Raw genomic sequence first — 13012 nt, 5'->3', positions numbered from 1 at the left:
GCTTACGTTACTTCTTCATTACTATCTTCCCTTCAATAATTGTTAATTGTTGTTATTGATCCGATGAAGCATACAATTCCAGCAGTTCATCGAAGTTATGGATAAGAACGTCCGAGCCCCTCAATTCCTCGTCCGCACCGAAACCTGCATATTGACAGCCGATAACCGTTTGTCCATTTCCTTTGCCGGCTTCCACGTCCGAAGAGCGATCACCAACCATCCATGCTGAGGAGATACCATGCTCCTTCAACAGAAGCTCTACAAGCTCCACCTTCGTCGAAGTCTGCCGTCCTCCAGCACTATACAGCTCCGTGAATAGCTCGGTCAATCCGTGCGCAGCAGCTACACCTTGCACATATTCTTCCAACCCATTACTTGCCACAAATAACTTTACACCAGCTTCCCGAAATTTGGCAAGTGTTTCCTCCACTTGCGGGTACAGCTCCGTTCCACCCTCTTGCAAGCCCTTCAACTCATTTTCGAGCAGCAAATCATCTGCGCGCAGTCTTGCCTCTTCGCTGGACTCTGGCATAACCCGCTCCCAAATATCTGCAAGCAGCATACCAAGAGAGCTTAAGATGCGCTCCTCCGGCGGGGTTGGCCCTTCGAACAGTCCCTCATTGCGAAGCTGGTCAAATGTTCTGTGGTACGCCGGAATCAACAACGTCTCTGTCTTGAACAGCGTTCCATCCATATCAAAAATCATCGCCTCCGGGCGCTTCAAAGTGCTCGCAGTACGAGATACGTCAGAAAATGTAGTCATTACTTTCCCTCCAATTCTATGGTTGACATTGCACAGACTATATATCATTGTACACAACATCGATCGTCGAATCATTAGTAATATTGTAAATGTTTTGTAATCAATATGTCAGGATGAGGATAGCCAATTCCCTTTACGTTCGATATGATAAGGATGTTGAATATACTAGGCACTGGATTATACAGCAACCAACTAGTCATACGGAGGCGAATCAATTGGAACAGGCGATCATCATCGGCGCGGGTCCATGTGGACTGTCCGCTGCTATAGAATTACAACGGATTGGTATGAATCCGCTTATCATTGAGAAGCACTGTGTTGTGAACTCAATATATCGTTATCCTACCCATTTGCAATTTTTCAGTACACCGGAAATGCTCGAAATCGGCGGCATGCCATTCGCCAGCCCGCACGACAAGCCCTACCGGGATGAAGCACTTGTCTACTACCGCAAAGTTGCGGAGCGATATCAGCTGCGAATTCGATCTTATGAAGAAGTGAAGCATGTTCACAAAGAGGAGGATGGCACGTTCACCGTTCATTCTACGACACGCAGCGGCTTATCCAGCTCGCACCGCGCGCGTTATGTAGTCATTGCAACAGGGTATTTTGATCATCCGAACATGCTTGGGATCCCAGGAGAGACACTTCCGCATGTATCGCACTATTTCCAAGAAGCTCACCCTTATGCTGGCATGAATGTTGTTATTATTGGCGGCAACAATTCAGCCGTTGATGCTGCACTTGAACTTATGCGAGTTGGAGCTAAAGTGGCGGTTGTATACCGCGGTGATGAGTTAACTGCTCATATTAAGCCATGGGTACGTCCCATTTTCGAGAGTATGATTGCGAAGGGACATATTGACATGCACTATCATTCTCGGGTCGTATGCATCGAACCTGATAAGGTTCATATTGAGCGTAATGAGGGGGGCACCGATGTCATCGCAAGCGACTTCGTCCTCGCCTTGACCGGATTCAGACCGGATCGAACGATGCTGACTGCTAGCGGAATTGAGCTGCAGAGCGATCGCGAGAAACCGGTATTCGATCCTGATACGATGGAGACGAATGTCCCTGGATTGTATGTAGCTGGAGTCATCTCATCAGGCCGGGATGCCAATGAGATATTTATAGAGTCTGGCCGCCATCATGGTAAGCTGATTGCGAATCATTTGGAGCAGCAATCCCGTTAAGAGCAGCGGGTGGGTACAATGAACCCACCCGCTTCCTTATGGATGAACTAAGACATCACCGCTGTCCGTTCTTTGAAATTAACACCTCGATAGTACATATCCGCAACGAGCAAGTTCGGCCCGCAGCAGGATGCTTGCGGACAATGGCAATCCACCGTTCTGGAGAGTGGATGCTCATTCAGCCAAGCATTGAATGTATCGTCAAGCTTGCCTGAGTAGATGCTGCCGAACGCCGGAATATCTGCAAAGTCCGTAACATAGATATCCCCGCTAAACAAGTTGACATTCAATCGATTGCGGCCATCCGGATCGTTGCGCACGGTCACCATTGGTTCTCTATGGAGGCGGCGGAGCAGCGCTTGATCCTCCTCATTGGAATTACAGGAGAAGAACGGCAGCGTGCCGAACAACATCCACATGTCCTTATTGCGAGTATCCAGCAACCGATGAATAGAGGTACGCAATTGTTCGATTGGAAGCACCGGCAAGTTCTCCGCGAAGGAGCTCGGGTACATCGGGTGAACCTCATGTCGCTTGCATCCCATTTCATCGATGATCTGATGAATTTCGCTTAACTTGTCATGCGTCCGATAGTTGACCATCGATTCCGCGGAAATATACATGCCTGCCTCACTCAGCTTGCGTGTATTCTCAATCATGCGCTCATACAGTCGACCTGCGGCCCCAGATTTGACTTCGTGGCTGCTGTGCGTGAAGCCGACTGCATGGAAGTCCTCCATACATGTGTAGTTGAATGAAATATGCATGACATCCAAATAGGGAGCAACCATCTCGTATCTGCGCATGTCCATCGTCAAGTTCGAGTTAATCTGGGAACGTACCCCGCGCTCACGTGCGTATTTTAACAGAGGAACGATATACTCCTTGACCGTCTTCTCGTGGAACATCGGCTCACCGCCGGTAATGCTTATCGTCTCCAAGTGCTCAACCTCTTCAAGACGTTGAAGCATTAGATCAAACGGCAGCTTGGGAGGCTCATTTGCGACGAGTGTGTGTCCTACTGCGCAGTGCTCGCAGCGCATATTGCATGCCTGGGCCACAGTCATTTCCACACTCGTCAATAGATGACGGCCATATTGCTGCAAAGAACGAATCGGATCCCATGGATCGTAGGCTGGACTAATTGTTTTAAGACCTACTGTTCCTCTTTGCTCCGTATTCGCTGCCTTCTCCGCTTGCAATTGATTCATGATTCATTCCACCTAACTTTCTAGTTGCCTGCTTACAATCTTTATTGCAGAAAATAATTGCTTACTTATTTATAGCATACTTCGCCGTTCCTTGCGTCGAAACATGCTCGGGACCCACCAATTGGCATGCCCCATCAGCTTCATAAATGCGGGAACGAGCAGAACACGTATGAGTGTTGCATCCAAAAATACAGATACTGCAAGCCCAAGCCCGATAGCCTTCATCATCTCGTTATCGGTGAAAATAAACGCACCAACAACAACAATCAAGATGAAAGCAGCACTTGTAATAATACTGCCTGTCTTCATCAGCCCTTGAGCGGTGCTGTGCTCATTGTCCTTCGTTCGATCATACTCTTCCGCAATCCGTGACAGCAAGAACACCTCATAATCCATAGATATGCCGAACACGACACAAAAAATGATGACAGGAAGCATCGCCACCACCATTCCTGTAGACGTTACATGCAATAGATCAGCTAAATAGCCATGCTGGAAGACCAGGACGACAATGCCAAGACTTGCGCCAAGGCTCAGCATATTCATGATGACCGCCTTCAGCGGCAGAAGAACCGAACGGAATGCGAGGAAGAGCACGATATAGGTCACGATAAGAATAAACGCAATCACATACGGAAGCGCAGTCGTGATGCGTTCAATGATATCATGCTGAACCGCCGGCCCTCCGGTTACATACTTCCTGCTCAATCCCGAACCTGAATCTATCTGACGCAGCTCGCCCACTACCTTGAACGCAGCATCACCCTTCATGTCAGGCCTCAGAATCACTTGCACCACAAGCATCTTGTCACGAAGCGGCATCTTCGCCTCCATCTGTGTGCGAACTTCTGGTCGGGACAACGCCGCTGCCTGCGCTTCAGCTCCTGTAATATTCAACTGAGCTAATGCATCCACATAGCTGTCAACACGCTGTACACCCTCTATAAGTTGAATACGGGATGCTAGCCCTTGAATCGCTTGTATCGTCTCGATAGAAGAATAGGGCTTGTCCGTCTCCACAACGATTTGAATTGGATTCAACGCCTGCTCATCATACGCTTCTCTCATCAATTCTGCACCGTAGCGCGATTCGTACTTCGGCGGTAGCATCTCTGCATCCGGTATCCCAATCTTCATGCTGCCTATCGGCCATGCACAAGCAGCCAATGCAGTTGTGAGCAGCAGAACGATCCCTACGGGATGCTTCATCACACCATGCGCAATACGGCTCCATAGTTCACTGCCACTCGTCTTCTCGGCACTTCTCCACCGCGCAGGAATGATAGGGAACTTGTTCACCTTATCGCCGAGTACACTTAATAGTGACAGAAGGAGCGTGTTCCCCGCTATAACTGACATCATGACGACGATAACTCCACCAATGCACAACGAGCGGAACAAGGATAAATCAATAAACAGCATAGCAATTAAGCCGATCAGCACCGCAACACCAGAAAATAAAATGGACTGGCCCGCGGTCTGCGCCGTCATGGCGACAGCCTGCTCAACAGAAAATTGCTTGGCAAGTTCCTCTCGGAACCTGCTTACAATGAAGAGCGCATAATCAATGCCAACAGCTAGTCCCAACATGGACACCATATTCGGCAAAAAATTGCTTAACGTATCTGTTAGCTGAGCAATTCCATAAATAATCCCGAGCGTAGTTGTCACACTGAACAGCCCGATAATGAGCGGAAGGAATCCCCCAAGCCATGTTCCGAAGACGAACAATAAGACGATCAGCGCGATTGGCAATCCGATTAGTTCCGACTTCACAATATCGTTCTTGCTCGCAGTCTGAATATCATAGTAGACCGGTGTCGCACCAGTCACATAGGCCTTCGCGAACGGGATATCGGAAATAAGCTTACGCAGATCGGTATATCGATCCAGCGCTTCATCCGTATCCATATTAAGACGGACATGTGCAGCAACTACATCGCTACGCACTCCCGTTCTATCCTGAGTCCGCAGCTGAACGTCACCGACGGATGAATTCTGCTTCAATTCAGTAAGGGAACGTTCAATCTGCTGTATCGATTCTTTCGTCAATAGCGACCTGCCGTCGCTGCTCTCATAGACAATATCCATCGTCGTAGAAGAGAGACCAAGCCCATCACGCAGCAGCTCATATCCTACATAAGATTCGCTTCCTGTCGGCGTAAACCCATTATCCTTAAGCATGGAAGGCACTTGTATAGCCAATATCGAAGCCATTGCAAATAGAAGCGTCCATATGATCAATACCCCATGACGCCAACGATACATCCACTTTCCCCAGTGCCACAACCAACCTGTTCTGGCTGTTTCCCTCACGTGTTGAACCCCCTGCTCACTTGTAGACTGAATAAAGGGAATATGATAATAATGAATAAGTGCTGAGCTTACTTGCTTCGTTGTGTGTTGCCTACGCGCTCATTAATCAGCTGCGTGATAGCCCACGATCATAACGTGGAGTTTCTTGGATAGATCGATCTCATGAGGGGTCTTCAATGGATTGCCATCAGCGTCGTACAGTACTCTTACAACTGGTCGTTGTGGACACTCAGCATGAATGCGGGCAACAACGCATGTCTCGCCTGTATTCAAATGAATGGACATTCCTATCGGATAGACAGCCATACGGTCTCTGAACAATTCCAGCATACCCTGCTCGTATTGTGTCCCTGATCCGGTATACAAAATTTCAAGTGCTTCATGTGGAAGCATTGCCTTACGGTATACACGATGGGTTGTCATCGCATCATATGAATCCGTAATCCCAATCCACTTCGCATATTCATGAATATCCGGCGACTTAATGCCGCGCGGATAGCCAGAACCGTTCAACCGCTCATGGTGCTGATAAGCACAGTGCGCTGCCAGAAGCGGAATGTTCGGCTCATCCTTCAACATGCGGTATCCTATCTCCGCATGCTGCTTCATATGTACAAATTCAGCATCAGACAACGAACCTGGCTTGTTCAATACTTCGAGATTAATCTGCGTCTTGCCAATGTCATGAAGGAGCGCCCCCATGCTCAATGTCCGCAGTTCATTGCGGGGATATCCGTGATGAAGTCCTAGCAGAGTCGTATATACACACACATTAAGGGAATGTCGAAACAAATAATGATCAGTTGTCTGCATATCATTCAGCATTACCATCGCCTTATGGTTGCCATACAAATCGCCAATGATGGCATCCAATACATCGAAAAACTCGCGATTCAATGTAGAATTCGAGGCAGCACGCTTCCGTGTCATGGCTTCATCAATCAATTGCTTGAATTGCTTGCGAATCGTCATATTAGCTAGCCTTCGCGTCTCATCGCTCAACACATCCGGCGCATGAATACCTTCTGTCCGATCATCTTCTACATATACGTATGATACGCCCATCGCTTCCAAGCGCTGAATATACGCGGTATTAAGCTCTACTTGCTCCTTGAGCAGCACTAGACCTTCTTCATTATATATTTGTTTTGCTAATCGCATGCCAGCTCGGCACGCTTGTATAGGTACCCATCGCAAGCAGAGTCAACCCCTGAAGTTATGATATTTACATTCACTTAAAATGCATCGAATTAATCATATCAAATTCTCGCTAGACTAGCGAGTCACTACCGTACATTCCTTTGTTTACGTAGAAAATATGGCAGATTTCACTCCCGCCCTTCTCCACCTTCCAAGTAATTTGGATGAATAAAAGCACACAACTGTTGCATACTTCTGAAATTTACTGGCATTCTAAATACCTCGAAATGATCCTATCAGAAATACTCAGAACTTCACACAGAGATATTCATGAATTTTCAATATCTAATATCTGCTACATCATGAAGTACCAGAACAATGCTGCGAGAACAAAGCGATATATCGCAAAGTGACGAAGCTTAATACGCTGAATATGCTTGAGGAAGGCAACAACAATCACATAGGCTACAACAAAGGATACTAAGAAACCAAGTACAAAAAAAGCGAAAATATCGAGTGTAAACATCTTATAATTTTGGAGCAGTTCATAGCCGCTTGCCGCACACATAATGGGAATCGCAATAAGAAAGGAAAAATCAGCAGATGCCCGGTAGCTGACACCGCTCAACATACCACCTGACATGGTAGAGCCTGATCGGGAAAACCCTGGCCACAGCACAGACAATATTTGAAAGAGTCCTATTGAAAAGGCCTGCTTATAACTAATTTCATCGATCGTGTCCGCCGAGGGTTGTCTGCGAGACCCATACCATTCTGCGAACCACATAAATGCACCGCCGACTACAAGCGCCCATAACACCGCTTCCGTGCTGTCAAATAATTGCTTAATATGGTCTTTCGCTACATAGGCCACCGCTAATGCAGGTGCTATTGCAATAATGACATGGAGCAGATTCAGACGAGGACAGATGACATGTCCTTGCTGTACGGTTCGCTTGCGCAATCCCAGCATCTCCAATATGCGATTCCAATACACAACCGTCATGGCTAAGGTCGCCCCCAGTTGAATGACAATTTCGAATGTCTTGAGCCAGTTGGCCTGCTCCTCAATCCCCATCAGCTTCGTCGTCAATATCATATGACCTGTTGATGAGACAGGTATGAATTCTGTCAGTCCCTCCACGATGCCCAGTACAATTGCAACAATGACATAGAACATGGCTAAACCCCTCATTTCCCCCATACGTAGAAATACTCAGCATGATGATTTGAATGATTGCGAGCATTACACGTTCGGACAAAGTATCTTGTTCTTTGTATACGAGCAGAGAGAACATTTCAGCACCAATTCTTCACATTTTCCTGGAAAATGTTACTGTTATCTTGTGACTGGCTTTGATATGATAAATGATACATGTAGTACAAAATGACTAGAAGGGTGAGACATTTGGTGCGGATTCATGTCACGCAAATTCACGAAGGGGACACTCTCACGAAGGATATTTTCAATGATAGAGGGCTGTTGGTTCTGTCTGCTGGAACCGTTATGAAGCATAGGGACATCGCCCTACTTATTCGTCATCACATGGATATGGTAGACATCGAAGCAAGACCACTCACCGGTGAAGAGGCTGTATCCCCATCCCAGATCAATGTGCCGCCAAGTTCAAATCATATCGTTCATGAGGAAATGCAGAAAGGCTACATGGAGGCAACTCGAAATGTGGAGAGCATCTTTCAGGATGTTATCCAGCACGGATTTCTGCAGGATGAGCTTGTACAATCGTCCATCACACCGCTTATTCAACAGATGGAGAAGCAGCGTGATGTTGTATCCCTCTTGCTTCTGCTGGACTCGAAGGATAATTATACGTACCAGCATTCCGTACAGGTCGGCATGCTGTCTTACTATTTGGCCAAGTGGATGCATTACGGAGAAGAGGATGCGGAGCGCATATGCAAGGCAGGATTTCTGCATGACATCGGCAAGAGTCGCATTCACAAGTCGATCCTACTCAAGCCTGGACAGCTGACGAGCTCGGAGTTCGAAGAGATGAAGTCGCATACTGTGATCGGCTATGAAATCATCCGTTCCTCCTATAGCGACAATTGGCTCGCGATGGCGGCCCTCCAGCATCATGAACGCTTAGATGGAAGCGGTTACCCTTATGGTGCTGCTGAGCAGGAGATCCATCCGACAGCACGTATCATCGCAGTTGCTGATGTGTATAGCTCCATGACGTCTACACGAATTTATCGGGACAAGCAGGATTTATTTACGGTTCTGAAAGAGCTTGATTCGATGAGCTACAGCGGACTTGATCCCCACATTGTCCATACCTTCATTCGCCATATGCTGCCTAACTTCATCCATAAGCAGGCACGCCTAAGCGACGGGCGAACCGGAACAATCATCATGAATCATCAGACTGAATTTTTCCGGCCGCTCGTGCAAATTGATAATCGTTTCGTTGATTTAACACAATGCCGCGATCTTCATATTGAAGAGGTGTGCATGTAACCTGCTGTGTGCCCGATGTGTGCCTGATGTGTGCTCGATGATGCGCACACTTACGGCGTTTTTCTCGCTAGGTATGAACCCTTCTAGCCTGACAGGCACAAAATGAACTTAGGAAGTCTTCGCCTTGACACGGTGCGCCATTAATTCAGAAACGGTGACAAATGAATAGCCCCGCCGCTTCAATTCGGGCAGTATTTTCTTCAGTGCCTGAATGGTCTGTGTGCTTCCTTCTACTAAGTCGTGCATCAGTACGATGTCACCGTTTCTTGCATGCCCAAGCACCTTATTGACAATTCGATCTACTCCTGGAGAACGCCAATCCTTCGTATCCTGATGCCACGACCATAAAATAACGCGGTACCCCTTCTCCCGTGCAATTTCTACAAGCCGCTCATTATAATACCCGCCAGGTGGCCGGAACAATTGAGGCGGCGTACCTGTTACCTCTTCAATCACTCGATGCGCCTTCATAATTTCCTCTTCAATTTCGGCCTTCGTTACACCCTTGCGAAAATATTTATGATGATACGTATGGTTCGCAATTTCATGTCCTTCACGAACTGTGCGCTTCACTAATTCTTGGTGCGACTTTACCCTCCATCCTACGACGAAGAAGGTAGCCTTGGCATTATACTGCTTTAACAGGTCTAAGATAACCGGAGTGCGGGTTGGATCAGGACCATCATCAAAGGTGAGTGCAATCCGCTTGCCGGCAGATGGCACTTCCCAGACGATATCTCCTCGCCCTTCATAATAGGCACGATCTCTGCGAGCTGGCGCACTCTCATGATGGGCGTCGATTTGTGATGCTACGGACATGGAATGTGCATTGGCTGGTGCAAGCAGACATACTACCATACCGCCTAATAACATCATGATACGGAATCTGTGCTTGCGACGAATATGCCGCAACTTTCGCTCCTGTTGGATAGGGTCCACCATTTCCAATCCTCCTGTTGCGTAGTGAAATAACATAGATGCGAACCCGCTGCAAGCAAGTTGAACATCAGCATAGGGATTAGTATGCCATATTTGGGGTGTACCATGCGGATGCAGTCAAAATGATGGGGGTAAACATGGAGAAAATAGCGATCGGGCATTTTCATCTGGCGTGAGAATCCTGTGGGAGCTCGCAATGTCCCCAATCGCAAGTATCCCTAATTTCGCAAAATGCTTGCACATTCGGGATCCAACACCGAACATTTTATGAACAGGTTCTTTCCACAGTAAAGCGGGAACATCGGATGCACGGTAAAAATACCGCTTTTACTTTTTTCCAGATGTCTGTTTCAGTTTTAGCTAATATTTTATTGGCGCTGATCCCTATTCGAATCCGCACTCCTGTCTGGATCATTACTCGTTTCTGGATTTCCAATGCAATGGTGATCGGATCACCGAAAATTGTTCGTCAATACTAAACACTTCAACTAAATCGTAAATTCCTCATAAATCTGAGTAATCATCAAAGAAACATCGATGTAATGTTGCATACGAGGACGCATAATAACGAGATCCGGGCATTTCCCGTTCAGCTGTCGTCGTCACGCCAAAACTTTTAGCAATCGGTCATGCGGCTAGAGTGATCCCTGAACGACGTGTAGGATCACCAGCTCCTACTACTGCTTTATTTTTATATTCTCGATGATTTTCTTTTTCTACACTTGCATATTTCGTAATCGGCCAAAAAATATTAGCCTTTCCTTCTTTGACTCACATAAAGCCCTCCAATATTTATAAATCATGTTATATGCACAATCACAGTCAGCATCTAGTGGTCGGGATCGACCTCGCTCAGCAAACACATGAACGTGCAGTTAACTTCCGTGAGATCGTAGTCAGTAATGCCCCTTTCCTTCTCGAATGATGAAGAAGGATTTCAAAACCTTGTCACCCGCGGAAGCCTCATCATGTTAAGTATGTATAAAGAAACACCTATTCCTAATCATATTCAACAGTAAAACAAGCACCGTCAAAATAAATGAGATCTCCCTGATCGTAATTCCAAACTGCCTGAAGTTGAGTTGGTTGTTTGATACCGCCAATTGTCTTGTAGTCCTTAAATATGGCCGACCATCTTACTTGCTGAATTGTTCCATCGGTAGATATAACGGATCTATCTTCTGTTGTAAAAGAAAGAAGCTCCCCATTCTCACTGAACGTAAATATCCCACTTGCTGATATATCATTGTATGATATCGTCGCTTTTGCATGGGTATCATCAACTGTCTCCCAGGTCATATAATGCTGTAAAGCAGCATTAGGCATGATAAGAGATTCTGAAAGAAAGGTTACTAGACAAGCTTTATTCATTTCTTTACCTTTGTGATTAAACAACGTAATGACTTTAGCCAGAACTCCTTTCATACTACCTTCACCATTAATATAAGAATCCAACCCTTGAAATGGTATTCCATACATTGATGTGTCAATATAAGCAAATCTTATAGGTTCACGTACAAAGTTATATTGGGTGTAGTCGATTTTTAATGGTGGCTTGTCGGGTGACATAATAAAATTAACTTCTTTAAAGGCTACCTTCATATAAGACATTTTAGGAATGCCGATGTATCCACTATATTCAAAATATTTCCTTACAGGATACGGCAATTCTTTTATATCATCGAATGTAAAGATATCATTAATGACATTAGAAATATTGATTTGTTCTGTAGCGGATTGAAGAAATTCTGTATTGGTTTTGGAATAAGGTACATTAAAAAATACAATGATACCGATTATGATAATGCCAAAGATCGAAACGATTATCCACATTGTTTTTTTACCCCTTTTCCCCGTCTTCATGAACATTCTCCATTCTGTTTACATTGTTAGCTAAATGAATGATTCCTTTATATAATCCGTTGGTCAAATTTTCATCAAGTGCGTCAAACAGAGCATTCAGAAACTGCATCTCTTTTTCGCTTCGAGCCTGGAAATAAGTGAAACATTCGGGTGTAAGGTGAATTCTAAAGATTCTAGCGTCTTGATCATCTTTTATAAGGGAGACAAAGCCCTGTTTCTCAAGTAAACCGGCCATTTTCTTAATATTTTGCCTAGAATTCCCAACCAATTTAGCCACCTCACTTATTGTTGGAGATGATCGTCCCGACTTTAAAATGACAGCTATCAACAACCACTGCTTAAGAGTTACATTCTCATCCAATTTGTCACCAAGAGCTTGTAATCGGTTGGCTAATGTAAGAATACCACCAAAGATGTAAGCCTTTTTCTCTATGTCATTCAATATTACATACCTCCGATCTGTTAAAATAAAGGTAACTAGTTACACTTATTTTACGTAACTAGTTACCTGTTGTCAAATTTGTTGATGAACCCTAGAGAATCTACGGTAACTTCCAATATGACTCGCAGGAACTTCCTCCATCATCAGTCATCGGACAGTGTTGTTTCACTTCAGATGTGTAATAAAATCCGATCTTATGCAGTCGGTTTAATGTTGGTCGAGGCGAAGGATAAGGACATATTTGATACTTAAAATAAATTACGCTAACTGGAAACGATATTAGTTTGCTATGAAGCAGCTCCAATTTAATTTATTGAAGTAACGTGCTGAATCATCCTGTAGCTTTACTTCGACGGTAAGAGGTCGATTAAAAGGTATTGCGAGTTGGCGGGTGCCGAGTACAAAGGTAGTCATGGATTCAGACATACGCACACCGTACGACTACTGAGAAGCGGGAGTAAGACTACTTTTTGTATCAAAACGACTTGGACATAAAACAATTAAAACAACCGCAGATACCGACCTTGACATCACAAAAAAATACAAGAAGACGAACTTAAAAAGTTCGCCTCCTACACGAAAAAATGAATCTTGAATCGGCATGAAATCAGCATGAGCGATTTTAAGCCAATATATAATTAGCTTACAACCCTTGATGCA

10 protein-coding genes and 2 pseudogenes are annotated in these 13012 nt (G+C 45.4%); 3 read left to right on the top strand and 9 right to left on the bottom strand.

Annotated elements, in window-relative coordinates:
• Window positions 1–52 precede the first annotated feature (52 nt).
• Complete coding sequence (locus BP95_RS0112835; RefSeq protein WP_021252184.1) at window positions 53–763, bottom strand: HAD family hydrolase; 711 nt, start codon at window positions 761–763, stop codon at window positions 53–55.
• Between the two features lie 215 nt (window positions 764–978).
• On the opposite strand from BP95_RS0112835, the gene BP95_RS0112830 reads away from it, so the two are divergent.
• A complete protein-coding gene (locus BP95_RS0112830; RefSeq protein ID WP_028532385.1) occupies window positions 979–1959 on the top strand; it encodes a YpdA family putative bacillithiol disulfide reductase in 981 nt (326 codons plus the stop codon).
• A 47-nt stretch (window positions 1960–2006) separates the two neighbouring features.
• Here the strand turns inward: BP95_RS0112830 and yfkAB are convergent, their stop codons facing one another.
• From yfkAB to BP95_RS0112810, 4 genes are all read right to left on the bottom strand, one after another.
• On the bottom strand, window positions 2007–3170 hold the full coding sequence (gene yfkAB, locus BP95_RS0112825; RefSeq protein ID WP_028532384.1) for a radical SAM/CxCxxxxC motif protein YfkAB: 1164 nt from the start codon (window positions 3168–3170) through the stop codon (window positions 2007–2009).
• 69 nt (window positions 3171–3239) lie between these two features.
• Window positions 3240–5486: an MMPL family transporter gene (locus BP95_RS0112820; protein ID WP_028532383.1), complete on the bottom strand. Its 2247-nt coding sequence runs from the start codon at window positions 5484–5486 to the stop codon at window positions 3240–3242.
• Window positions 5487–5588: 102 nt separating this feature from the next.
• Window positions 5589–6683, bottom strand: coding sequence for an HD-GYP domain-containing protein (locus BP95_RS0112815; protein WP_021252188.1), 1095 nt, complete (start codon window positions 6681–6683; stop codon window positions 5589–5591).
• Window positions 6684–6981: 298 nt separating this feature from the next.
• The gene (locus BP95_RS0112810; protein WP_028532382.1) at window positions 6982–7806 is read right to left on the bottom strand and encodes an undecaprenyl-diphosphate phosphatase; all 825 of its coding nucleotides are present in this window, start codon (window positions 7804–7806) and stop codon (window positions 6982–6984) included.
• Between the two features lie 231 nt (window positions 7807–8037).
• Here BP95_RS0112810 and BP95_RS0112805 point away from each other — a divergent pair, with 231 nt between their 5' ends.
• Window positions 8038–9108, top strand: coding sequence for an HD-GYP domain-containing protein (locus BP95_RS0112805; protein ID WP_028532381.1), 1071 nt, complete (start codon window positions 8038–8040; stop codon window positions 9106–9108).
• Window positions 9109–9216: 108 nt separating this feature from the next.
• Here BP95_RS0112805 and BP95_RS0112800 read toward each other — a convergent pair whose 3' ends face one another.
• The gene (locus tag BP95_RS0112800; RefSeq protein WP_051249834.1) at window positions 9217–9927 is read right to left on the bottom strand and encodes a polysaccharide deacetylase family protein; all 711 of its coding nucleotides are present in this window, start codon (window positions 9925–9927) and stop codon (window positions 9217–9219) included.
• Between the two features lie 312 nt (window positions 9928–10239).
• Window positions 10240–10797 (bottom strand): annotated as a pseudogene (locus BP95_RS34415) (Y-family DNA polymerase); the annotation flags it as partial.
• A gap of 58 nt (window positions 10798–10855) precedes the next feature.
• Between BP95_RS34415 and BP95_RS33895 the strand changes: the two are divergent.
• Window positions 10856–10997: pseudogene (locus tag BP95_RS33895) on the top strand (IS110 family transposase); the annotation flags it as partial.
• Window positions 10998–11046: 49 nt separating this feature from the next.
• Here the strand turns inward: BP95_RS33895 and BP95_RS0112795 are convergent.
• Window positions 11047–11910 (bottom strand): DUF6544 family protein, encoded by an 864-nt coding sequence (locus BP95_RS0112795; protein WP_051614075.1) that lies wholly within the window; start codon window positions 11908–11910, stop codon window positions 11047–11049.
• Window positions 11888–12352: a MarR family winged helix-turn-helix transcriptional regulator gene (locus tag BP95_RS0112790; RefSeq protein WP_051614074.1), complete on the bottom strand. Its 465-nt coding sequence runs from the start codon at window positions 12350–12352 to the stop codon at window positions 11888–11890. The genes BP95_RS0112795 and BP95_RS0112790 overlap by 23 nt, the downstream gene beginning before the upstream one ends.
• Between the last annotated feature and the right edge of the window lie 660 nt (window positions 12353–13012).

The organism is Paenibacillus sp. UNC217MF (assembly GCF_000686865.1).
Taxonomy (GTDB): Bacteria; Bacillota; Bacilli; order Paenibacillales; family Paenibacillaceae; genus Paenibacillus_B; species Paenibacillus_B suaedae.
Note: the sequence above shows the minus strand (reverse complement) of the source record. Positions and strands in the feature narration are given on the sequence as shown.

What these genes read in the sequence shown, in the direction of transcription:
- BP95_RS0112835 (WP_021252184.1), bottom strand. Translation starts at nt 763, where the DNA reads ATGACTACATTTTCTGACGTATCTCGTACTGCGAGCACTTTGAAGCGC.
- yfkAB (WP_028532384.1), bottom strand. Translation starts at nt 3,170, where the DNA reads ATGAATCAATTGCAAGCGGAGAAGGCAGCGAATACGGAGCAAAGAGGA.
- BP95_RS0112810 (WP_028532382.1), bottom strand. Translation starts at nt 7,806, where the DNA reads ATGTTCTATGTCATTGTTGCAATTGTACTGGGCATCGTGGAGGGACTG.
- BP95_RS0112800 (WP_051249834.1), bottom strand. Translation starts at nt 9,927, where the DNA reads ATGTCCGTAGCATCACAAATCGACGCCCATCATGAGAGTGCGCCAGCT.
- BP95_RS0112795 (WP_051614075.1), bottom strand. Translation starts at nt 11,910, where the DNA reads ATGAAGACGGGGAAAAGGGGTAAAAAAACAATGTGGATAATCGTTTCG.